Origin of the sequence: Acinetobacter johnsonii ANC 3681 (genome assembly GCF_000368805.1) — a bacterium.
GTDB classification, from domain to species: Bacteria; Pseudomonadota; Gammaproteobacteria; order Pseudomonadales; family Moraxellaceae; genus Acinetobacter; species Acinetobacter johnsonii.
Genome location: NZ_KB849705.1, coordinates 1,231,836 through 1,255,852 on the forward strand (window position 1 = coordinate 1,231,836; position 24,017 = coordinate 1,255,852).

The window sequence follows — 24,017 nt, forward strand, 5'->3', positions numbered from 1 at the left end:
TATGTCGCACACTTTACAGCCCAAATATTTCAAATAAATGAAACCTTAGTGTTTTTAACACAATTGAATACTTAATCATCATTACGTAAAAAGGTTAACTCATATTCATCGTGCGTAATTTTAATCTTGGTATTGCGATAAGTCCGCTTATTTGGATCTAAAGATGAACTCATTACATTTTCTGCAAATTTTTTATTCGACATAAATTTTGCATAGAGCATATAACCAATACGGATTTTTTTAATGGCCTTTTTCTTACCTTTTGCTTCATATTTATCTAAGGTTTCATCTAAAAAATCTAGATTTAATTCACTCATCCATTCCTCTCTATTTTATTCTCATTCGCCACATCTTTTTTAACCGATTCTTGTTTAAATAACCAGCAAAACCACTTTATTTTTTATTTTTGTCAGAAAACTTACTTTTATTGCGCTGGGCTGGATACAACGAATCTTTCTCCGTCAGCTGAAGTGGTTTAAATTTAGCTTCAAACATAAAAACTACCCTTAGGTGGTTTTAATGGTATCGATATAAAATGAACATTTGATGAAATAGATTAGATAGACATGTGAGCCGAATAGTTAAGCAGTACTGAAAAGCTGACAAAACCAATGATGCTGTCCGTTGTAATCCATGGCTGATTTAGATCAGCAACAACAGTGGAGATTTTCGATAATAATGACAGCTCTAAGTGTTCTCATCGGATGTTTACAAAAACTCTTCCTTCTCCATAAGGTGAATCATTTCTTATGCTGAAGTTCAATATTGTTGTGGATCAATGTGCGATTAACACATCTTATATGCTCTTACTTAAAAAAATTGAGATCCCATATTCTTCAATTTTTGACAATGGGCTATGCAAATCCGTCATCTTATGCATCTATACGCTATAATTACGTCATATTTGCATAAAGCAAAACTGCTAAATCAGTTGCTAACTGTTTTCTATAGCCATTGCTGAACTTTGAAATATTGGAGATTTTTTGAGTGGAAAAGCCAATTATCATTTTTGATATGGACGGTACATTACTGGATCTTGCCTATGATGATTTTATTTGGAATCATCAGCTTCCTATCCGTTATGCTGAACAACACCAGTGCTCTTTAGAACAAAGTACTCAGGCCCTGTTTCAGTTTTATCAAACCCATAATCATACACTCAATTGGTATTCTACGCGCTTTTGGACAGCTAAAGTTGGCGTAGATACGCTCGCTTTGCAGCAGGAATTTAAGCATAAAGTTAGCCTACGTGAAGGCTGTCTTGAACTTCTCGACTATTTAAAAAGTAACGGCTACCCTTGCTGGCTTGCCACTAATGCGGACTGTGAGGGACTCAAGTTCAAACTCGAACACACGAAACTAGCCTCATATTTCGATGTCATTATTAGCAGCGAAACCCTCGGTCATGCCAAAGAGTTTACTGAGTTTTGGCAACATCTCCATGAACGCCATCCTTTTGCAGCCACACAGTGTTACTTTATCGATGACACTGAAAAAGTATTAAAAGGTGCTGAAAGTTATGGTATTCAAAACCTATTTACCATTGCTCAACCCTCATCACTAGGTCAAAGCAAGACATCCAGCCCTTATCCGATCTTAAATCAGCTCACCGATTTAATTCCTTATTTAGAGCAAGCTGAGGTCACTGCCAAATATGCGTAAATCCACTTTAGCGGAAGATGCTGTAGGCATGCGCATTGACAAATGGTTATGGGCAGCACGTTTTTTTAAAACGCGTTCCATTGCCAAAAATGCAATTGAGGGAGGCAAAGTTCACCACAATGGCGAACGTGTCAAAGTGTCGAGAGAAGTTCGGGTTGGAATGGAACTCACCATACAACAAGGTATTGACAAGAAAACCGTGGTGATCAAAGAACTCTCTGACGTGCGTGGCCCCGCTCCTGTTGCACAAAAATTATATGAAGAAACTGAAGTCAGTATTACACGACGGGAATTGATTGCAAGCCAAAGAAAGTTGCATAATCTAGCTCGACCTGATCATCGTCCAAGTAAAAAAGACCGACGCGATATCAGTAAGTTTAGACAAGAAAATGATCAACAATTTGACCAATATTGGTCTTATAATGATGATGAATGACATGCGTCATATTGTGTCGCACACGATCTGACTTTTATAGAAGATACAGACTAAATCTGTCACTATACTGAGCATATTCAGTAAATATCCGTGACATCGTTTTGAGGTTGTAAGATGGATGATAATAAAAGCAAGGCGCTCAATGCTGCGCTAAGCCAAATTGAAAAGCAGTTTGGTAAAAACACAGTAATGCGTCTTGGTGACAACACCGTACAAGCCGTTGAAGCGGTATCTACAGGTTCATTGACACTTGATATTGCACTCGGCATTGGCGGCTTACCGAAAGGTCGTATCGTTGAGATTTATGGTCCTGAATCTTCAGGTAAAACAACCATGACTTTACAAGCGATTGCCGAATGTCAAAAAGCAGGTGGTACATGTGCATTTATCGATGCAGAACACGCTTTAGACCCACAGTATGCGCGTAAACTTGGCGTAGATATTGACAATCTACTGGTTTCTCAGCCTGACCATGGTGAGCAAGCACTTGAAATTGCAGACATGCTGGTTCGCTCTGGTGCCATTGACCTCATCGTTGTCGACTCTGTTGCAGCATTGACACCACGTGCGGAAATTGAAGGTGAAATGGGCGACTCACACATGGGCCTCCAAGCACGTTTAATGAGCCAAGCATTACGTAAAATTACAGGTAATGCAAAACGTTCAAACTGTATGGTAATTTTCATTAACCAAATTCGTATGAAAATTGGTGTAATGTTTGGTAGCCCTGAAACCACGACTGGTGGTAATGCGTTGAAATTCTATGCGTCTGTGCGTTTAGACATTCGTCGCGTAGGTCAGGTCAAAGAAGGCGATGAAATCGTTGGTTCTGAAACCAAAGTGAAAGTTGTCAAAAACAAAATGGCACCTCCATTCCGCGAAGCGCTCTTCCAAATCCTATATGGTAAAGGCGTCAACCACTTGGGCGAACTTGTAGACTTATCTGTTCAACAAGAAATCGTACAAAAAGCAGGTGCTTGGTATTCATACCAAGGTGATAAAATTGGTCAAGGTAAAAACAATGTGATCCGTCACCTTGAAGAAAACCCTCAGTTGGCTGAAACCATTGAGAAAATCATTCGAGAAAAACTACTGACGACTGCAAATGCTGCGCCTGTAGAAGAGAATGAAGAAGAGCCAGACTTTTTAGATGCTTAATTAAAGGTATCGAAAAAGATTAAATGTTATTACACGACATTTAGGCTTACACTAAGAAACGCCCTACGGGGCGTTTTGTTTATTCAGATCTATTTCATCGCCTATTATGCCTAATTCAAAATTCCCCAAACTTCTTGACTATGACGCTCTCAAACAACAGTTTGGTGAGGAAGAATCTCCTGCTACTCAATACGGCCACACGCAAGTAACACAAGAAACTGTTGATGCTTTAGATTTTGATGAAGAGAATCAACCCAAACCCACAGGTTTAACAGGTTCTCGTCTACGTTCTTATGCATTTTCTGTACTGACACGTAAGGAATATTCAAAAGCAGAATTGATTGAAAAACTGGCTACATGGGCAATGCACCGTGAAGAAGTGATTACACTGGTTGAAGAGCTTTCAGCACAAAACTATCAGAGTGATCAACGCGTGGCTGAGATCATGCTATCGAGCCAAAAGCGTAAAGGCAAAGGCCCTAATCGCATTAAAATGGCGCTTAAAACTAAAAAAATTGACACTGGTTTAATTTTAGAAGAACTGAAAGAAACGGATTGGGTCGAACAAGCCTATCAACTCAAAATTAAAAAGTATGGAACTGAGGTCGCAACAGATCCAAAACTAAAAGCCAAACAAATACGTTTTTTGATGTATCGTGGCTTTGAAATGGATGCGATTATGAAAGCGATTTCTAGAAAAGTGGAAGATTAAATGACTATTTACCTACCCCACCCTACGCATGATTGATCTATCATCTAGCTATATCAAGAAAACGTAAACAGGCTTATCAGCTATTAAACCTTAAATGCTAAAAATCTAATTTACTGCAGCTCATAAGCTGACCAAGTGATGCCTAAGTTACCTTTATGTAGTGTCATCTTATAACCACCATCAACACTTGTATTATAGTATTCACTAGATCTTACTTTGAGACGCCGCGCCTCACCATCAGACATTCGAACATCCAAATAATAATTTGCATATCTATTTCTTCTACTGCTGCTCTCACTTTTTTCCTTATTTACGACCAGTACATCTTGAGCACTTAAAATACTGTTATCATTTATGCCATTCACAATACGCACCAAACTTGCAGAATAAATACCGACAATAGGTATAGCAAGTGCGATCACCATGATCATTTGCCGCTTCATTTTCTGAGCAAACTTCTTTTTAAATACAACATATAGAGCTGACAGCAGAAAGCTCATACATATCAATGAATAAAATAAAAAAGCTAAATCGTAATGCTCGATAATATCCCTAAGAAATAAAATATTGCATGCAAGCATAATCAGAAAAGCCAACACATCCGTAGAGATTTTAGCCTTTTGCATATAAACAATATAAAAATTATGATGCTTTGGATAACTAAGGTATAGATAAACCAAAGCCATACCATGAAATAAAAGATCTGACAAATCAAATATAGGGGCTAAAAAGAAAATAATAACCGTCAATACATCTAAAATTTTTCTAAATTTTAATGCATATTTTAAATATTTTTGTTGCTGTTCACTGGAAATATTTTTTGTATGTTCTTGTATAAAATTTTGTTCTTGCTCTCGTTTATTAACAACCTCAATATCTTCAAAATGCGCCATGAACATATTACAAATTCTTGTATATGATTCAAAATCTGAACTAATATGAACCACTTGATGATGCTGATCGACCAATAATAAACGACTTCTTTTTTTAAAATGTAAGATTTGGTAGCCTTTTATTTCACTATAAATAACTTTTTGACTGCAAAAACTTTACGATAGAGAAGATGATCTTCATTAAAAATGATTTCAGTATTAATACTTTCAAGCAATAAGTAAAAAATGCAAAATAATACATATAGGCAAGATATAACAACACCTATGGCAATATAATTTAAAAAACCATTTGAAATAAAATATAGAATTGAGAAATAGATAAAAATAATGGTAATTGCAAAAAATAGAAGAAAAATCAGAATACTTTTCACTTTTTCAGAGGATTTAATACTTACGACTAGACCTGCATCAATGCCATAGTAAACTTTCATTTTTATTCTTATATATTTATAAATATGGTGGCAACCCTACCAGCAAACCTTCGGCACATCATATTTCCACTACCGTTGCTACCTTCCGGTCCTGGCGGGGTTCGTAGAATACAATTGCGAAGTAACCGGCAGGGCTACCATTGCAAGAACAGAGTATAGAGATTTTTCCCTAAGTTGCAAGCCTATAAACGACTTTTCAATAAGCATTTCATTCAATTGACTATTTATAAAACAACCTTAAGAAAAATCGCTCAATTATTGGTAACGACTAGGCTACATTCACTTACCTAAATATACGACAACAATGTAAAAGCTTATTGCAATTCATAACGTTGCCGTTTTTAATGGGGTAAATGAATTTCGTTTGATGTGTTCCCCATCAAAGCCTTATAACACGGATATTTTATGATGCTAAAGAAGCATAGCCTATGTGCCCTCACCCTACTTTGCACAACGCCTGTTTTCGCCAATATTCCAATTGAATCTCGCAGCTTAAGTCAAGCAACGAACAATAGTGTAAATCCAACCAGCATCGCAGTAGACACGGGCGCCAGCACAACAGCGACCAATATTAATTGGCAAATCATGCAAAAAAATCAACAATTAGAAAGTGATTTGCGTAGCTTACGCGGCAAACTTGAAGAACAAGACAATGAGATCGCTCAACTCAAACATGAGTTGGAAAACCGTTACGCTGACCTAGATCAACGCTTAGAGTTGCTTCAGCAAAAAGTAGACCCTGAAGCGAACAATACAACGGAGGATAACCAACAGGATACTCCTCCCAGTAACACTACAATCACCAACGCCAGCAATAGCACAACCGCGGCCGCAGTAAACAAAGCACCTGTAGTGGTCAGCACTCAAAACACATCAGAGCCATCTGAGCTAGAAAAAGCCGCGTATACTGTCGCATTGGATGCCTATAAGCAAGGTGGTGCGAAGAAAGCGATTGCACCCATGCAAAATTTTATTAAAAACAACCCCAACAGTGTTTACATCAGCAATGCATATTTCTGGTTAGCTGAATTTAATTTAGCGATTGAACCCACCAACTATGCAGAAGCGAAAAAAAACTACGGGATTGTAGCAAACCAATATCCTAACTCTTCGCGCGCGCCTCGAGCCGTCTATCAACTCTACAATATTGCCAAAGAAGTGGATAAAAACACGAATCAGGCCAATCAATACAAAGCCAAACTCCTTAAGCAATATCCTAAGTCTGAAGAAGCCTCTTTCTTTAAAAAGTAATTTTCCTATAAATATAAAAAAAGACACGCGAAGTGTCTTTTTTTATATTTGGAAAAAGCTTAACGCACAATGCCGCGCTCTGACTGTTCTAAGGAGTCAATAAGCAGCTGTACCTCAGCAACTTCAGGCAAAATTTCTGCACGGATACGTTCTAAAGCCTGCTCTGTCGTTAAACCTTCTTTATAGATCAGTTTAAATGCAGTACGTAAACCTTGAATCACATTTTTAGACCAACCCTTACGACGCATGCCTTCAACATTCATCGCAAAAGCATGTGCAGGATTACCAGAAACCATCACATAAGCAGGGACATCTTTTACAATCAATGATGCACCACCAATCATGCTATAAGAGTCAATCTTACAGAATTGGTGTATACCCGAGTTACCGCCGACAATCACATAGTCACCAACATGAACATGACCAGCTACGCCGACATTGTTTGCAAAAATATTATGATCACCGACCACGCAGTCGTGCGCAATATGTGTATTCACCATCAATAAATTATGGCTACCAATCTTGGTTATACCGTGATCCTGAACCGTACCACGGTGTAAACTACAATGCTCACGAATTTTATTATGGTCACCAATTTCTAACCAGGTTTCTTCACCTGCATATTTTAGATCTTGGCAGACCTCACCCACGCTTGCGAATTGGAAAATTTCATTTTGTTCTCCAATACGCGTATAACCACCGACCACTACATGCGAATGTAACTGCGTACCTGCACCAATAGTGACATTTGGACCAATAATACAATACGGTCCAATCTTTGCATCTGCTGCAATCACGGCAGATGCATCGATGATTGCTGTTGGGTGAATAAATTCGTTATTGCTCATGATTGCTCTATTTTCTGATGCGAAACCATAATTTCCGCAGATGCTGCTACTACACCGTCAACGGTGGCAATACAATTATATTTGTAAATACCACGTTTCTGCATAACCAATTCTGATTTTAACACCAATTGGTCGCCTGCAACGACTTGCTTTTTAAAGCGAACTTTCTCTGCACCTGCGAACAAGAACAAAGAACCTTCACTTGGTTTCTCATTATTCATGATGAAACCAAGAATACCTGAAACTTGCGCTAATGCTTCGACAATCAAAACACCAGGCATAATTGGATAATTAGGGAAATGGCCTTGAAGAAACTCTTCATTAATAGACACATTTTTATACGCCACAATTCCATTTTCAGTCACATCAACAACACGATCGACCAATAAAAAAGGATAGCGGTGTGGTAAGTACTCACGAATAGTTTGAATCGTCATTGGCAATTCAGGTTTCGTGAAACTAGTAGAATTCGACTCAGTCATCATATTTCTATTTACGCAATTTAATTGTTGATTCAAGGGACTCGATTTGAGCCTGCATATGATCAAGTTTTTTTACCAATTGGGTCAATGGCACATCTGCTAATTGTCTTAAACGAACAACGGTGCGTTTCCACTTTTGATTTTCAAACAGTCCAATTCCTGAAGAATACGTTCCAGCCACAGAAATATTATTTGTGACCATTGACATTCCAGTTAACGTAACATTATCAACAATATTTAGGTGCCCTGCAATTGCAGACCCACCACCTACGATGCAATTTTTGCCAATGGTTGTACTACCCGCAATTGCGGTATTGGCGGCAAAAGCCGAATTGGCACCAATCTTAGCGTTATGGGCGATTTGCACAAGGTTATCAATAATGACACCATCTTCCAAAATTGTGTCATCCAATGCACCGCGATCAATACTACAATTTGAACCAATCCGTACATCATTTCCAATGATGACCGAACCCAATTGAGCAATTCGATGCCATTTCCCTTGATAAGGGGCAAAACCAAAACCCTCACTACCAATCACAGTATTGGCATGAATACGGACGCGATCACCAATTTTGCATGACATCAAATTTACATGTGATTCAATTAAACCACCGCGGCCAATTTCAACCCCATCATGTATGCTGACATGGGAATGGATAATCGTGTCATCGCCAACAACGCAATTTTCACCAATGACCACATAATGACCAATATAAGCAGTATCTGAGATGATTGCTGAAGGGTGTATCTGCGCAGTGTTTTCAATGCCCTGTTCAGTGTGTTTAACCTCAAAAGCATGGGTTAAAATTGCAAAGGCTAAATAGGGATTGGCAACAACAATAAAGTTTTGATGTTCAACCAAGTGATCTTTCAAATCTGCTGTAACAATAAATGCTCCAGCTTTAGACTGCTGTGCTTGCTCTAAGTACTTTTCACCATTTACAAATGCAAGATGTCTAGATTCTGCCGAATCTAGACTTGCTAATCCCTTAAGGATTAAATCAGCTTGACCTACACACTCACCTTGGACTAAACGAGCAAGATCTTCTAAGCGATACTGTTGAGGATTCATTGATTACTTAATTGCGTTAACCTTTTGAATCATTTTATCAGTTAAATCATACTTAGCGTCATAGGCAAGTGCTGAGTTTTTATTCAAAACAACATCTAATTGATTTTCTTTACGCAATTGTTCAGCAACTTGCTTCACGCGACCATCAAATACACTACGTACTTGCTGAATAGAGCTTTGCACACTGCTTTGCATGGTTTGCTGCAAAGTATTGAACTCATTCATTTTGGTTTGATACTGAGTCACCATTTTTTGCTTATCCGCAGCGCTCAGCTTATCACCTGTTTGTAAACGCTGTTGTAAGTCTTGAAGCTCTTTACTAAGTTGATCAAGCTTCGTACTTTGCGGTTGAATTTTCTGTTGAAAACTCGAATTTTGCTGTTTTAAATAGCTACTATTTTCAACAACACGCTCAAGATCCACCACACCATAGCCAGCAGCATTCACCACTGTAGAAGTTAATGCTGTAAGTGTTAAAGCTGTAAGAAATTTTTTCATATTTATATCTTTCATGTAGAGAAACGGTCGACCTTAGAAGGTACGACCGATTTCAAATTGAATGTTCTTTGTTTCATCGCCATCTTTATCATTCAATGGGTATGCATAGCTGAGAGACAATGGACCAATCATCGTAATCCAAGTAAAGCCTACACCCACGCTATAGCGCATGTTATCAAGCTCGAAACCGAAGTTATCTTTACAGTATTGCTTCGCATCCACACCAGCATCCGTTTTACTTCCAGTCATATATAACTGACCAGATGGAACATCACACTGGGTATCAAATACTTGCGCACCTTCAGCAAAGATAACTGGGCGAACCTGACGTGTCCAATCCCCTTTAAATGGTAAAGGCAAAGCCAATTCTGTACCAAATTGGATCAATGCATTACCACCGACTTCTTCATAGTCATTATCTTTAGATCTTGATTCACTATAAGTTACGCCTGGGTATTTCGGACCTAAGGTACTGTTATCATAACCACGTACCGAACCAAAACCACCTGCATAGAAGTTTTTATAGAATGGTAAGTCATTACCATAACCCAACTTACCATAGCCACGTAATACAAAGTCTTTCGCAAGTGGGAAGTACGCCTGAGCATCATAAGTCAGCTTTTGATATTCAACATCACTGCCTGGTAAAGCAATTTCACCATTAATACGATGCGACATACCCGATGTCGGGAATACTGGACGGTTTAAGGTGTTATATGACCAACCTAAGTTTAAGTTATAGGTTAAGAAGTCACCAGTAAACTCAGAACCATAAGGAGCAGATGTCTGACCGTCTGGGCAAACATAAACGCCTTCCGAATCAGGAACTAAATCCACCATACAATAAGTCGATGTACTTTTTGTTTTACCGCCATGCGCAAGTAAGTAATCACGCACATAGGTCGAGACATATGGACCTGTGGTGACTTCAGTTTGGTCAATGTTTAAACCTGCACTAATGCTTTGGTTTTCATCAATGGGATAACCGAAATTGATACCACCACCAAAACTATCCGTCACATAGTTGTTGACGTTATAGTCTTCATCCAACTTGGTTTTACGGTAGTACATGTTATAACCACGACGTACACCATCAATCGTAAAGTACGGATCGGTCACACTTAGGTTGTAGTAATCTTGTGTTTCTGAGCGGGATAAATCAATAGCAACAGAGTTACCTGTACCCATGAAATTAGTTTGACTTAGACCCGCTTGGAAGGTTATACCGCCGCTTTGCGAGAAACCAACTGCTAAAGTACTGGTACCTGAGTGCTGCTCTTCAACATTAATATTTAAATCAACTTGGTCGGCCGTGTTCGGAACACGTGCCGGCTTGATATCGACAGTCTTAAAGAAACCTGTACGCTCTAAACGAACTTTAGATAAATCAATTTTCTCATTACTTGCGAGTGCACCTTCCATTTGGCGCATTTCACGACGTAATACTTCATCCGCAGTTTTCGTGTTGCCGGTAAAGTTAATACGACGCACAGTCACTTGCTGACCTGGATTCACGTAATAATTTAAATCCACCAGATGAGTTTCTTTATCAATCTGAGGCACGACGTTCACTTCTGCATAGTAATAACCTGCATTACCGTATTTACGCAGAAGCAACTGTTTAACCGCATTCACTTTTTCTTGTGAATAGATATCGCCATCTTTATAAATTTGTAAAGCTTTCAGTTCTGCTGGGGTGTATAAAGCATCGCCCAAAAATTTGGTTTCGCCAAATTTAAACTGTTCGCCTTCATCCACTGAAACTTCAACAAAAATATTCTTTTTATCTTCACTTAAATTTAAGCTTGAGTGATTGATATTAAAGTTGATATAGCCTTTGTTTAAATAAAGTGCACGTAAAGACTCTAAGCTTGCAGCCATCTTTTCACGTGCATAACGGTCATTACGTGAAATAATGGATGTCCAACCACTTTCTTTTACCGCAAACGCTTGTTCAATTTCGCTTTCTTTAAATACGGTATTACCAATAATATTGATATCTACAACTTTTGCAGCCTTACCTTCAACAAACTCAATAGTGAGGTCTACACGGTTGTTCGGCTTCGCTGTTGTCACAACTTTAACATCAGCATCATAACGACCTTGCTGCATGTACTGTTGTTCAAGCTCAGACTCAACCGTCTGTAGCGCTGATTTTTTCAGCACTTCACCTTCGGTAATCCCCATCTTCTTCAAGCCTTCTTCCAAGGCCTCTTTAGGAATGAGTTTATTACCTTTAAATTCAACTTTAGAAATTAGTGGGCGTTCGACAACTTTGAAAACCAGCGTATCACCCTGCTTTTCTGTTTTAATGTCATCAAACAAACCTGTTGCATATAAACTACGAATGGCATTGGCAAGTGCTGCATCGCTCACACGATCCCCACTATTCAACGGAATCATTCCATAGACATTTGCTGGCGTTAAACGAACAAGTCCATCAACCTTAATATCACGTACTATATAATCTTCTGCTGCATATACTTGTTGTACTGTTGCCATAGCACTGATGAGTGCCAAAGGCATAAATAAATGTGTGTGCTGCATGCCAGTTTTTTCCGATGTAAAATTTAATTCCGTATCTACGCTTTTTTACAAACGCATAAAATCATTGAATAATGCCAAAAGCATCATACTTCCGAGCAATACCATACCAATTTTTAAACCAACCAATTGTATTTGTTCAGAAACAGGTTTACCACGTATTAGTTCTATAAAATAATAGACCAAATGTCCACCATCAAGCATAGGAATAGGCAATAAATTTAATATCCCTAAACTTACACTCATCAATGCCATAAATGAGATAAAAGTTTGCCAACCCATTTCCGCACTTTGTCCTGCAACTTTGGCAATCGTGATCGGTCCTGATAGGTTGTCTAGACCAATCAAACCTCGCACCATTTTCACAATCGAGTTCAAAATCATACTCGACAGTTGACTGGTTTTATCCACCGCCATCATGAAGGCTTCGGCAGGATTATATTGTATCGTTTGTTTATATTCTGTAGGAATACTGATTTTCCCAGGGTCACTTTGTACACCTAAGACACCAGAAACCTTGCCCATATTGTCACGCTTACCTTGCGGCATCACTTCAAGTTGTACCAATTGATTTTGACGAAGCACATCAATTTTTAACAATTTCTCAGGTGAGGCTTGAACCACTTGAACCACATCAAACCAATCATTCATCTTGATGCCATCAATCGCGACAATTTTGTCACCTTGCTGCATACCCTGACGAATGGCCGCACCATCTTCGCTCAACTTAGTCACGACCGCAGGAATTTTAGGTCGATAAGGCGTAAAACCCAGAACATCAAGCGGAGACTGTGTTTGATCTTTCAAAAAGTTTTGAATAGGTAAACTAAACGTTTTAACTTGTCCCGCACGTTCGGCCTGAATTTGGATTGATCCCGTTTCACCCACACGATCAACCAAGGCAAAATTCAACTTTTCCCAAGTGGGTGTCGTTAAGCCATCAACAACGGTAATTTTATCGCCCACTTGCATTTGAACTTGTGCTGCAGGTGTATTAGGTAACACTTTACCCACACGTGTATTCAACTGCTCTTGTGCAGGTAAAAACAAAATCCAAAAAAGTAAAATGGCGAATGCCAAGTTAATCAATGGGCCAGCTGCAACAATTGCGATACGCTTCCAAGGTGACTGACGATTAAATGCTTTAGGCACATCCTCTTCAGCAACATCACCTTCACGCTCATCCAGCATTTTGACATAACCACCCAAGGGCAATGCTGAAAGCTGATATTGAATACCAGACTTTTTAGACGTCCACTTTAAAACCGTTGGTCCAAAACCAATGGAATAAACTAAAACTTTTACGCCCAATTTACGCGCAACAAAATAGTGCCCAAACTCATGTATTGCAATAAGTGGGCCTAAAAGCAAAATTGCCGCAACAATCATAAACAAGGCGCTCATGCTTAAATTCCTATATTCACCACATATTGCTGAGCAACATGACGTGCGTTTCGATCGGCTTCTAAAATAACATCAAGTTGTGTTGCTGCTTGATGTGGGATGGTATTCAAAGTGTGTTCAACAATAGCAGGAATATCCATAAACCCCACCTGTTGATTTAAAAATGCAGCAACCGCAATTTCATTGGCAGCATTTAAAATCGCAGGGGCTGTACCCCCAGTTTTCATCGCTTGACGTGCCAAGCTTAATGCGGGGAATCGATGCGTATCAGGTGCTTGAAAATCCAACTGATGATTTTTAAATAAATCTAAAGCTGGAACATGGGTTTGAATACGCTCAGGCCATGCCAACGCATGTGCAATCGGCGTACACATATCAGGATTTCCCATTTGCGCCAATGTTGAACCATCCACATATTGCACCATGGAATGAATAATACTCTGCGGATGCACAACTACTGTAACAAAATGTTCTTCGATTGAAAAAAGATGACAAGCTTCAATTAGCTCTAACCCTTTGTTCATGAGGGTCGCCGAATCAACCGAAATTTTCTGCCCCATGGACCAATTAGGATGTTTACACGCCTGCGCAGGCGTTACATTGTGTAATTCATCTAAACTATGTTTTAGAAATGGCCCGCCTGATGCAGTCAAAAGAATACCAGAAACTCCAAGTTTCGGCTGTCCGTGACGCTCAGCTTGTAAATAGGTCTGCGGTAAGCATTGGAAGATTGCATTATGTTCAGAGTCCACAGGAAGCAAAAGAGCCTGATGGTCGTGAGCAGCCTGCATCATAATGTCACCCGACATCACCAACGCTTCTTTATTTGCCAAAAGGACACGCTTTCCTGCTTTTACCGCTGCTAGCGTCGGCATTAAACCTGCCGCGCCAACAATAGCCGCCATCACCACATCCACTTCCGGATGCTCAGCAACTGCGATGAGGCCTACCTCATCCGCCAAAATTTCAATGCTTTGCAAATTGGCTGCGACTAGTAGCTGGCGTAGTTCATCTACTTTTGCTTGAGGTACAACTGCAATTTTCGGTTGAAACTGCTGACAGATATCAACAAGTTCTTGCATCCGACTATGCGCCGTAACAGCAAACACAGAGTAGCTTTCAGCATGTTGTTGCAATATTTTTAAGGTGCTCTGCCCAATCGAACCCGTAACACCCAAAATACAAACAGATTGAGACATTTACAAATCTACGCCAATAAGTTTTAACACATATACACCCGCAGCAAAGATAGGTGCAGCAGCCAGTAGTGAGTCAATGCGATCCAGTACCCCACCATGCCCTGGCAAAATACGACCCGAGTCTTTAATTCCAGCCCGACGTTTAATCATAGACTCAAACAAATCACCGAGCACCGAGCTAAATACAGTCACTACAGATAAGATAAGAAATAATAAATGCTGCGCGTACGTTAAGTCTAAATAGAGGATTTCAACAGCAACCACGATGATCATGGCCGTAATCACACCACCATAGAGACCTTCCAACGATTTATTTGGACTCACTTCAGGTGCAAGTTTACGCTTACCCAGTTTACGCCCAACAAAATATGCCCCGCTGTCAGCACCCCACACCAATAAAAACAGGTACATCAGCCACCATGGAGACATCTTCCAGAGTGCAAAAATAGCGGTCACAGCTGAAGATATCAGAACAATACCAACCACCTTAAGGGTTGAATTATACCAAGCATCATAATTTGGATAGGATTTAACCCAATACAGGCTTAGCAGCCAACATAGGATAGAGGCAGCCCAAAGTAGAAGTGCAATATCGTTAAAGTATAAGGCAAGTGTAGCAAGGCCAGCACTGAGTAAACCAAAACCCCATGCTAGAGGTTTATTAACATTTTTTGTTGTACGGGGCATGAGTTTAAACCACTCATAGCCTGCAACCCCTGCCGCAATAATCATCAGCACAAACATTGGATAGTGTGACTGGGTTGCAAACATACAACTCAGTACAACGGCCACCAAAACCAATGCGGTTATAATCCGCTCTAACATTTATTAGTTCTCAATTTTATCTTGTAGAATTTGTTCCGTCGTTTTCCCGAAACGACGTTCACGCCCACCAAATACAGCCAAGGCGTCATCAAACTCTTCTACACTGAACTCTGGCCAAAGAGTCGGAGTGAAGTAAAGCTCTGCATAAGCTGCTTGCCACAACATAAAGTTCGATAAACGAAAATCCCCACCTGTACGAATCAATAGATCCACAGCCGGTAAATCACTCAAACTTACGTATTGGCCAAAAATATGTTCATCAATTTGCTCAGGATCTAACGCTTGAGATTGAACAGCAAGTGCAATCTGCTTAGCCGCATGCGCCATATCCCACATCCCACCGTAACTAATTGCGATGGTCAAAGTCATCTTGTCGAAATTAGCAGTGTCTTGTTCGGCATGCAACATTAAGTCACGCAATTGCGGAGATAATTTAGAACGATCACCAATAAAACGTAAAGACATTTGATATTGATGCATACGAGGCAACTGTTCATGAATCGTGTCTTCCAACAGTTTCATGAGCAAATCAACTTCAGCTTGAGGGCGCTTCCAATTTTCACTCGAAAAAGCAAAAACGGTTAATGCTTGAATATTTCTTTTTCGACAATGCTCTACAATCGGGTCAAGGACATTTTTTCCTTCACGGTGACCATCACCCTTTTGCATTGCATTTTTTTTGGCAAAACGATTGTTGCCATCCATGATGATGGCAACATGTTTTGGAAGAGTAAGCTTATCTTCTGAATCGGTCATTATACAAATTAGACCTTCAACAACTCAGCTTCTTTATTCGCAAGACGTTTGTCGATTTCAGCAACAAACTTATCTGTGATTTTTTGAATATCATCAGATGCACGACGTTCATCATCTTCAGAAATTTCTTTTTCTTTCAACAATGCTTTGATGTCGCCCAGTACATCACGGCGAATATTACGTACTGCAACTTTTGCATTTTCAGCTTCGTTACGCGCAACTTTTTGCATGTCACGACGTGTTTCTTCCGTCAGTGCAGCCATTGGAACACGAATCGCATCAGCCGTAATCGGGTTTAAACCCAAATCTGATTCACGAATCGCTTTATCAATTGCCGCAACCATGGTGCGCTCAAATGGCTGAATCAACAATGTACGCGAGTCTTCAACACCCACGTTTGCCACTTGGTTTAATGGCACATCTGAGCCATAGTAAGGAACCATTACCCCGTTTAAGATAGATGGATGCGCGCGTCCTGTACGAACCTTGGCAAAACCGTGTTCTAACGAGTCAAGTGACTTGTTCATACGGTCTTCTGCGTCTTTTTTAAGATCGTTAATCATGTGATCTTCCTTACTTAATTCGAAAAGATATAAATTCTAAAATAGGGTGTAGTATAAAGAGCTTTCGAGGTCACGTACATTAGTTCGTTACGTGAGTACCCTCTTTTTCGCCCATAACCACTGAAAGCAATGAACCTGCTTTATTCATGTCAAAGACTTGAAGCGGCACATTATGGTCACGACACAAGCAAATCGCGGTTAAATCCATCACACCCAATTTCTCATCTAACACTTGGTCAAAAGTTAAGGTGTCATATTTAACGGCATCATCATATTTGCTTGGGTCTTTGTTGTAGACACCATCAACTTTCGTTGCTTTTAGGATCAGGTTGGCTTCAATCTCGATACCACGTAAGCATGCTGCTGTATCTGTGGTAAAGAACGGGTTACCTGTACCTGCGACAAACACACAAACTTCACCTTGTGTTAGATGACGAATCGCATCACGGCTTGAGTATGATTCAACCACAGCACCAATTGGCAATGCTGACATCAAACGAGTTTTGATATTACGGCGTACCAAAGCATCACGTAATGCCAAGCCATTCATCACGGTTGCAAGCATACCCATTTGGTCACCGGTTACACGACCAACCAAACCATCTTTTTGTAATTGACTACCGCGATATAAGTTACCACCACCCACAACGATCCCGACTTGCACACCCAAACCTACTAAGTGCGCAATAGCCAAAGACATTTGATCAAGTACTTGAGCGTCAATACCCATATCTTTATTTCCAGCCAATGCTTCGCCAGAAAGTTTCAGTAAGATACGTTCAAAACGTGGTTTTTTAGAATCCAACATCGCAATAACTCCAATATCTAAATTTTAAAATTTTATTTGTGTCTTAATTCGATTTAATCGAAATCAATTGTGCATACAGATCATATTCATCTGCATCGGTAATTTCGACTTCTAACAAATCGCCTGATTTGATCTGGCTTTTATCAATATCTTCCACAAAGACATTGCCATCAATTTCAGGAGCATCTGCGTATGAACGTGCAATCGCAACTGGGAATTCTTCATCCAGTTCATCGACCAGCACCGTCATTTTCTGACCAACACGCTTTTGAAGTTTTGCAGCAGAAATCGCCTGTTGCACTTCCATAAAGCGTTCATAACGCTGTTGCTTAATCTCTTCTGGCACGTGATCTGGCAAGTCGTTTGCTGTCGCACCTTCAACAGGTGAATAGGTAAAGCAGCCTACGCGATCAAGTTGTGCTTCTTTCAACCACTCAAGCAAGATCTCAAAATCTTCTTCAGTTTCGCCCGGGAAACCCACAACGAAGGTTGAACGAATCACCAATTCAGGACATTTTTCACGCCACAGCTTTAAACGCTCAAGTGTATTTTCACTATGCGCAGGGCGTTTCATCAGTTTTAAAACTTTTGGACTTGCATGTTGGAATGGAATATCCAAATAAGGTAAAATTTTGCCTTGTGCCATCAAGTCAATCACTGCATCCACATGTGGATATGGATAGACATAGTGCAAACGCACCCAAATACCCAGTTGACCTAAGGCCTCACACATGTCATAGAACTTCGTCTTAACAGGTTGACCATTCCAAAAGTCTAATTTGTATTTGGTATCGAGGCCGTAAGCAGAAGTATCTTGGGAGATAACGAGTACTTCTTTTACACCGGCACGTTTAAGCGCAGCCGCTTCTTCTAAAACAGAACCGACTGGGCGAGACACTAAGTCACCACGCATACTTGGAATAATGCAGAAGGTACAACGATGGTTGCACCCTTCTGAGATTTTTAAGTACGCATAATGCTTCGGCGTTAAACGAATCCCTTGTTCTGGAACAAGGTCAATAAATGGGTTGTGTTTTGGTGGTTCAGGCACGTATTGGTGCACGGCTTCCATCACTTCTTGATATGCAGCCGCCCCTGTCACTTTTAAGACATTTGGGTGCATTTGGCGAATTTTGTCTTCGTCTTTACCTAGGCAGCCCGTAACGATTACACGACCGTTCGCACTCATGGCTTCGCCAATGGCATCTAAAGACTCTTGCACTGCAGATTCAATAAAACCACAGGTATTTACAACAACTAAATCCGCACCATCATAATCTGATGCTACATCATAACCTTCAGTCTTCAACTGAGTTAAAATTCGTTCGGAATCAACCAATGCCTTAGGACAACCTAAAGAAACAAAACCGACTTTGGGGGATTTCATGAATCTGCGCTCCACTAGAATGCGCGTATTGTATGTCTTTTCTGTTTATAAAAACAGATCGATTCCACACTCTTTGTTTAATGCACCAAAATAAAACCAACACTGTAGTAGAATTAACATAACGCACCATTTTAAGTCACTTTCGGTTTACTTGATTTTTAGAATCCGCTATATCTTTAGCTAATCGTTCATTTACAGCGCATTCCGCAAAAAAAGTGTGCTCATTTCACTATACAAAATCAAAGTTGGCGTGGATTTTGCTTTATTTGCATCAATTCAGTCCGCTATTTGGAACGGTTAATGCTTTATCAAGATGCCATTGCGCTATTTTAATACAGGATACATTCGCTAATGGATCACCCTATTTCTATCGACTATCGCCTTTTAGTGGACAATTTGACCACTGCGATTCTATTGGTCGACAGTAAATTAAATATTTTTTACTTAAATTCCTCTTGCGAAGCATTATTTGATATCAGTCTTTTACGTGCCTCTGGCCAACCTGCACTTAATTTACTCCATGCACCCAATGATGAGTTCAATACAGAAGAAGCACTTCTCAATACTCTAAACTCGGGACAACACTACACCCGTCGTGAAGCCATCATTAAGGTCAACTTTAAAGATATTCATGTTGACTATACCGTGTCACAGTTGAATTCAAATAAACCCTATCATCCTTTGCTTTTAATTGAGATCAATCCAATTGATCGGATGCTTAAAATTTCCAAGGAAGAAAATTTCCTACAACAACATCAGGTCGCACGCCAACTCATTCGTGGTGTTGCACATGAAATTAAAAATCCGTTGGGCGGAATTCGCGGCGCTACACAACTGTTAGCGCGTAGCCTCAATGATCCGCAATATAGCGAGTTCACCGACATTATTATTAGTGAAGTTGATCGCTTACGTAATTTAGCAGACACCATGCTTGGTTCTCGTCAGCTCCCCAGTTATGAATTGGTCAATGTACATGAGCCTTTAGAGCGCGTTCGCTCACTCATAACCAACCAAACCAAAAAGAAAATTAAGATCACCCGTGATTATGATTTGTCATTACCTGAAGTCATGGCCGATCGTGATCAGTTGATACAAGTCATGTTGAACATTAGCGTCAATGCAGTGCAAGCCATGACTGAAAATAAAGAGTTCTTTGTCGACCACCAACCTGAACTAATGTTACGCACCCGTATTCAACGTTTAGTGACCATTAATGGTGTACTTCAACGCTCCGTAGTTCGGATTGATATCGAAGACAATGGTCCGGGCGTTCCAGAAGAAATTTTAGAATCCGTGTTTTACCCACTGGTCACGGGTCGTGCTAAAGGCACAGGACTGGGTTTAAGTATTGCGCAAAATATTATGCATCAACATAACGGAATGATTGAATGCCAATCTGTTCCCGGAAAAACAACTTTTAGCTTATATATACCTTGGGAGTTAAACCATGTCGCGAAATAAAATATGGGTAATTGATGACGATCGCGCCATGCGCTGGGTGCTGGAAAAAACGTTCAAAGAAGAAGGTTTTGACGTCACAAGTTTTGAAGAAGCTCAATCTGCTTTAGACCAACTCAGTTTAGATGCACCCGATGTAATTTTGACCGACATTCGAATGCCCGGCATCGATGGCTTAACTTTTTTAGCGAAAGTTAAAGCCAACTATCCTGATCTACCTGTCATTATTATGACGGCTCACTCTGACCTAGAGTCTGCTGTTTCAAGTTATCAAACAGGTGCATTTGAGTATTTACCCAAGCCTTTTGATATTGATGAAGCCTTAGCTTTAGTGAATCGTGCGATTTTGCACATTACCAAAATGCAGCAGCAAGAATCGGCAAAAACTGTACCACCGATTCAATCGACCGAAATCATTGGCGAGTCTCCTGCTATGCAGGAAGTTTTCCGTGCGATTGGTCGTTTGTCTCAGTCACACATTACAGTGCTGATTAATGGTGAATCAGGTACAGGCAAAGAGTTGGTTGCGCATGCTTTACACCGCCACTCACCACGGAGCAGTAAACCTTTTATTGCGTTAAACATGGCCGCGATTCCAAAAGACCTGATTGAAACAGAGCTTTTTGGTCATGAGAAAGGTGCCTTTACAGGGGCAAATACCCAACGCCAAGGTCGCTTTGAACAAGCCAATGGCGGAACACTGTTTTTAGATGAAATTGGCGATATGCCTTTTGAAACACAAACGCGTTTACTGCGTGTTCTAGCTGATGGCGAGTTTTACCGTGTCGGTGGGCATATCCCAGTAAAAGTAGATGTACGTATTGTCGCGGCAACGCACCAAGACTTAGAAAAATTGGTACATGATGGTCGCTTCCGTGAAGACTTATACCACCGTCTGAACGTAATTCGCATTCACATTCCAAAACTGGCGCATCGTAGCGAAGACATCCCAATGTTAGCGCAGCACTTCTTGGCACGCGCAGGCAAAGAATTAGGTGTAAGCCCTAAAATCCTTCGCCCTGAAACGCAAGAATATATGCAACAGTTACCTTGGCAAGGAAACGTACGTCAACTCGAGAACACCTGCCGCTGGTTAACGGTCATGATTACAGGACGTGAAGTTTATCCTGAAGACCTACCGTCAGAGCTGAAGCAAATTCCAATTACCCGCTCAGGTGAAGATGCACAAGCCGCGCATAACTTAGATCGTATTGCAGTCCACCATTGGGACGAGTTATTGGGTCAATGGGCTGTGCAAAAGCTGAAAAACGGCGAGATGAAAATTCTCGATATCGCCACCCCAATGTTCGAACGCACATTGATCATTGCTGCGCTGCAACAAACCCGTGGCCGTAAACGGCATGCGGCTGAGTTGCTCGGTTGGGGGCGCAACACCCTTACGCGTAAACTCAAAGAACTGGGTATGGATACCGCAGATGATGAAAGTGAAGAAGAAGCTTTAGAAAACTAAAGCAGATTCAAAATCACAGCCAACTCAAAATAAAAGCGCCGCAATGGCGCTTTTATTTTTTAAGCCGTAAAGCCCAAATAGCGTGAATAGCCTTCAACACCAAGAGGTGCTTTTAACATGATAAATTTTGGGTAATTGGCTTGAGTTAACTCTTCAAACATAATCACTTGATCATCATGTGCATGGAGATCATCAACACTGCGCTGCATGGTCGCTTCAAATTCATCTGTGATATATTCGAAACCAATGTCCATCGCAATAAATAAGGTATGTTCACAAGGCTGAACGTATTGTTCCTGAGACCAATCAATTACCTGTTGTTGGCAGTGTGGACACGCTACAGGATCTGTCGCTTCACAGTCTAGTGGGATCAATTGATAAGTCATAATTTAGTTTTTAAACAAAGATGCTGCGAAGTTTAGCATAGGATAAAGTACCTAGAATAATCATGTCGACTTTAGAAAAAGCCATTGCACTGGCTGCAACCCAACATGCAGGGCAACTCGATAAGGGCGGACAACCTTACATCCTGCATCCACTGCGTCTCATGTTGCAATTTTCCAATCCCACCCTACAAATCATTGCTATATTGCATGACATTTTGGAAGACACCTCAACGACTGCTGAAGACTTAAAAGCGCTTGGCTTTAGTGCCGAGATCATTCAATCCATACAAGCACTGACCAAACAAACAGGTGAATCACGTTTGGAAGCGGCTAAGCGCACTGTATTAAACCCTCTTGCAACCCAAGTGAAATATGTTGATGTACTCGATAATATGAACCTTACGCGCATAAACAATCCAACAGCAGACGACTTTGCACGACTTGAAGAATATAAAGTGGTGCTTGAAATACTCAAACAAGCGAAAACTCAGCGAAACCCTTAAAATAGCTGAGTATTTTCAATTAAATCTCTACAATTTCAAAATTGACAAACTGCAACGATCACTTTTTAATTAAGCCTATCGTTGCACAAATGGACATCGTGAATGTTAAGCGATTTAGATGATTTTTATTGTTTTGCTCAAGTGGTTGAACATGGTGGTTTTAGCGCAGCTGAACGCGCAACAGATATTCCTAAATCCAAGCTCAGTCGACGCGTGTATAACCTCGAAGAGCGCTTGGGTGTACGCCTAATTCAACGCAGCTCTCGCCATTTCGCAGTGACCGATATTGGTATGAATATTTACCGTCATGCGCAAGTGATGATGAATGCTGCACAAGCCGCACACGATTTGGTCGATCATCTCAGTTTACAACCGCGTGGCGTCATTAAACTCAGCCTGCCAGTATCGATTGCACAAAACGAAATTGCACGCATTTTACCAAGTTTCTTAAAAACCTATCCCGAAATTAAAGTGCAAATGATGGTAACCAATCGCCGTGTGGATATTATCAACGAAGGTTTTGATATTGCCCTTCGCGTCCGCTCCAATCTAGACGATGATCCAAGTTTGGTAATTCGTAAATTTGAAAATATCGAGCAGCATTTATTTGCCAGCCAAGCCTACTTAAATGAATTTGGCGAACTGAAACAACCTGAAGATTTAAGCCAACATCATATACTGAGTATGGTTGATGAGCATTTAGATCAACATATCATCGTGCATAATGATGCGCAGCAACAAAAGAAAATACGCGTCAATCCTGTAGTGATGGGCTCTGATTTGAGTATGTTGGCTCAACTGGTCCGTAAGAACTGCGGCATTGCCTTACTTCCAGACAGCATCGTACAAGATATGGTGAAAAGTGGTGAGCTGGTTCGTGTCCTACCCGACTGGAAAGCACCACACGGTATTTTTCATGCGGTGTATCCTTCACGTCGTGGTTTATTGCCTGCTGTCCGCGTGTTTATTGACTATTTAATTGAACACCTTAGCTCAAATAAATCACTTTAAACTCTACACATGCTCAATGACATTGAGCCAATCCATGAGGCAAAAAAAAGAGCTTAACCGAGGTGGATAAGCTCATAAACTTTCAAAATAAGAAACTACAGCGAGTATCTTGGAAACAATTTTAGTGACAAAATGAAGTCTAGACCAATAGCTTGCATGTATAAGTTTTAATCATATAAAATCAAAAACCCGATAAATAAAGGGGTTCAGAAATATCAGTGATTGCTTTTAAGACTTAATTTAGCTTTTAGACCAC

General features: G+C 40.3%; 24 protein-coding genes and 1 other RNA gene. 9 read left to right on the forward strand and 16 right to left on the reverse strand.

Annotated elements, in window-relative coordinates; translation table 11 throughout:
* Positions 1–71 precede the first annotated feature (71 nt).
* A complete protein-coding gene (locus F946_RS10110) occupies positions 72–317 on the reverse strand; it encodes a hypothetical protein (RefSeq protein ID WP_004696593.1) in 246 nt (81 codons plus the stop codon).
* A 670-nt stretch (positions 318–987) separates the two neighbouring features.
* Here F946_RS10110 and F946_RS10115 point away from each other — a divergent pair.
* The 4 genes from F946_RS10115 (at position 988) to F946_RS10130 (ending at position 3,968) form a co-directional block, all read left to right on the forward strand.
* Entirely contained in the window at positions 988–1,662 is a 675-nt protein-coding gene (locus F946_RS10115) for an HAD-IA family hydrolase (protein WP_004981908.1), read from the forward strand.
* Positions 1,655–2,098: an RNA-binding S4 domain-containing protein gene (locus tag F946_RS10120; protein ID WP_004696588.1), complete on the forward strand. Its 444-nt coding sequence runs from the start codon at positions 1,655–1,657 to the stop codon at positions 2,096–2,098. The genes F946_RS10115 and F946_RS10120 overlap by 8 nt, the downstream gene beginning before the upstream one ends.
* A gap of 114 nt (positions 2,099–2,212) precedes the next feature.
* On the forward strand, positions 2,213–3,256 hold the full coding sequence (gene recA / locus F946_RS10125) for a recombinase RecA (protein WP_004981909.1): 1,044 nt from the start codon (positions 2,213–2,215) through the stop codon (positions 3,254–3,256).
* Between the two features lie 106 nt (positions 3,257–3,362).
* Positions 3,363–3,968, forward strand: coding sequence for a regulatory protein RecX (locus F946_RS10130; RefSeq protein ID WP_004981911.1), 606 nt, complete (start codon positions 3,363–3,365; stop codon positions 3,966–3,968).
* Positions 3,969–4,078: 110 nt separating this feature from the next.
* Here F946_RS10130 and F946_RS10135 read toward each other — a convergent pair whose 3' ends face one another.
* Both F946_RS10135 and ffs read right to left on the reverse strand, forming a co-directional pair.
* Positions 4,079–4,861 (reverse strand): glycosyltransferase family protein, encoded by a 783-nt coding sequence (locus tag F946_RS10135; RefSeq protein ID WP_004981914.1) that lies wholly within the window; start codon positions 4,859–4,861, stop codon positions 4,079–4,081.
* A gap of 465 nt (positions 4,862–5,326) precedes the next feature.
* Positions 5,327–5,423, reverse strand: an RNA gene (gene ffs / locus F946_RS17065) — signal recognition particle sRNA small type.
* Positions 5,424–5,697: 274 nt separating this feature from the next.
* On the opposite strand from ffs, the gene F946_RS10145 reads away from it, so the two are divergent.
* Positions 5,698–6,543 (forward strand): YbgF trimerization domain-containing protein, encoded by an 846-nt coding sequence (locus F946_RS10145; RefSeq protein ID WP_004981917.1) that lies wholly within the window; start codon positions 5,698–5,700, stop codon positions 6,541–6,543.
* Positions 6,544–6,602: 59 nt separating this feature from the next.
* Here the strand turns inward: F946_RS10145 and lpxA are convergent, their stop codons facing one another.
* The 12 genes from lpxA to rimO all read right to left on the reverse strand — a co-directional run bounded on the left by lpxA (position 6,603) and on the right by rimO (position 18,932).
* Complete coding sequence (gene lpxA / locus F946_RS10150; protein ID WP_004981924.1) at positions 6,603–7,391, reverse strand: acyl-ACP--UDP-N-acetylglucosamine O-acyltransferase; 789 nt, start codon at positions 7,389–7,391, stop codon at positions 6,603–6,605.
* Positions 7,388–7,873 (reverse strand): 3-hydroxyacyl-ACP dehydratase FabZ, encoded by a 486-nt coding sequence (gene fabZ, locus F946_RS10155; RefSeq protein ID WP_010326983.1) that lies wholly within the window; start codon positions 7,871–7,873, stop codon positions 7,388–7,390. Before fabZ ends, lpxA begins: the two co-directional genes overlap by 4 nt.
* 7 nt (positions 7,874–7,880) lie before the next feature.
* Positions 7,881–8,948, reverse strand: a complete 1,068-nt coding sequence (gene lpxD, locus F946_RS10160; protein ID WP_004981927.1) for a UDP-3-O-(3-hydroxymyristoyl)glucosamine N-acyltransferase — start codon at positions 8,946–8,948, stop codon at positions 7,881–7,883.
* Positions 8,949–8,951: 3 nt separating this feature from the next.
* Positions 8,952–9,446 carry an OmpH/Skp family outer membrane protein gene (locus F946_RS10165; RefSeq protein WP_010326985.1) on the reverse strand — a complete coding sequence of 165 codons (495 nt, stop codon included), beginning with the start codon at positions 9,444–9,446 and terminating at the stop codon, positions 8,952–8,954.
* Between the two features lie 33 nt (positions 9,447–9,479).
* Positions 9,480–11,993 carry an outer membrane protein assembly factor BamA gene (gene bamA, locus F946_RS10170; RefSeq protein WP_004981932.1) on the reverse strand — a complete coding sequence of 838 codons (2,514 nt, stop codon included), beginning with the start codon at positions 11,991–11,993 and terminating at the stop codon, positions 9,480–9,482.
* A 45-nt stretch (positions 11,994–12,038) separates the two neighbouring features.
* Positions 12,039–13,394, reverse strand: coding sequence for an RIP metalloprotease RseP (gene rseP, locus F946_RS10175; protein ID WP_004981935.1), 1,356 nt, complete (start codon positions 13,392–13,394; stop codon positions 12,039–12,041).
* A 2-nt stretch (positions 13,395–13,396) separates the two neighbouring features.
* Entirely contained in the window at positions 13,397–14,593 is a 1,197-nt protein-coding gene (gene ispC, locus F946_RS10180; protein WP_004981938.1) for a 1-deoxy-D-xylulose-5-phosphate reductoisomerase, read from the reverse strand.
* On the reverse strand, positions 14,594–15,418 hold the full coding sequence (locus F946_RS10185; protein WP_004981939.1) for a phosphatidate cytidylyltransferase: 825 nt from the start codon (positions 15,416–15,418) through the stop codon (positions 14,594–14,596).
* Between the two features lie 3 nt (positions 15,419–15,421).
* Complete coding sequence (gene uppS, locus F946_RS10190) at positions 15,422–16,174, reverse strand: polyprenyl diphosphate synthase (RefSeq protein WP_004696563.1); 753 nt, start codon at positions 16,172–16,174, stop codon at positions 15,422–15,424.
* Between the two features lie 8 nt (positions 16,175–16,182).
* Positions 16,183–16,737, reverse strand: coding sequence for a ribosome recycling factor (frr, locus tag F946_RS10195; RefSeq protein ID WP_004981941.1), 555 nt, complete (start codon positions 16,735–16,737; stop codon positions 16,183–16,185).
* 79 nt (positions 16,738–16,816) lie between these two features.
* Positions 16,817–17,545: a UMP kinase gene (pyrH, locus tag F946_RS10200; protein ID WP_004696558.1), complete on the reverse strand. Its 729-nt coding sequence runs from the start codon at positions 17,543–17,545 to the stop codon at positions 16,817–16,819.
* A gap of 43 nt (positions 17,546–17,588) precedes the next feature.
* Complete coding sequence (rimO, locus tag F946_RS10205; RefSeq protein ID WP_004981943.1) at positions 17,589–18,932, reverse strand: 30S ribosomal protein S12 methylthiotransferase RimO; 1,344 nt, start codon at positions 18,930–18,932, stop codon at positions 17,589–17,591.
* A gap of 351 nt (positions 18,933–19,283) precedes the next feature.
* On the opposite strand from rimO, the gene glnL reads away from it, so the two are divergent.
* Positions 19,284–20,393, forward strand: a complete 1,110-nt coding sequence (glnL, locus tag F946_RS10210; RefSeq protein WP_004696555.1) for a nitrogen regulation protein NR(II) — start codon at positions 19,284–19,286, stop codon at positions 20,391–20,393.
* Complete coding sequence (gene glnG / locus F946_RS10215) at positions 20,380–21,861, forward strand: nitrogen regulation protein NR(I) (RefSeq protein WP_004981946.1); 1,482 nt, start codon at positions 20,380–20,382, stop codon at positions 21,859–21,861. Before glnL ends, glnG begins: the two co-directional genes overlap by 14 nt.
* A 59-nt stretch (positions 21,862–21,920) precedes the next feature.
* On the opposite strand, the gene F946_RS10220 is transcribed toward glnG, so the two are convergent.
* On the reverse strand, positions 21,921–22,247 hold the full coding sequence (locus F946_RS10220; RefSeq protein ID WP_004981947.1) for a hypothetical protein: 327 nt from the start codon (positions 22,245–22,247) through the stop codon (positions 21,921–21,923).
* A gap of 62 nt (positions 22,248–22,309) precedes the next feature.
* Here F946_RS10220 and F946_RS10225 point away from each other — a divergent pair, with 62 nt between their 5' ends.
* Positions 22,310–22,750 carry a hypothetical protein gene (locus tag F946_RS10225; protein ID WP_004981948.1) on the forward strand — a complete coding sequence of 147 codons (441 nt, stop codon included), beginning with the start codon at positions 22,310–22,312 and terminating at the stop codon, positions 22,748–22,750.
* A gap of 102 nt (positions 22,751–22,852) precedes the next feature.
* Positions 22,853–23,761: a LysR family transcriptional regulator gene (locus F946_RS10230; RefSeq protein WP_004981950.1), complete on the forward strand. Its 909-nt coding sequence runs from the start codon at positions 22,853–22,855 to the stop codon at positions 23,759–23,761.
* Positions 23,762–24,017 lie beyond the last annotated feature (256 nt).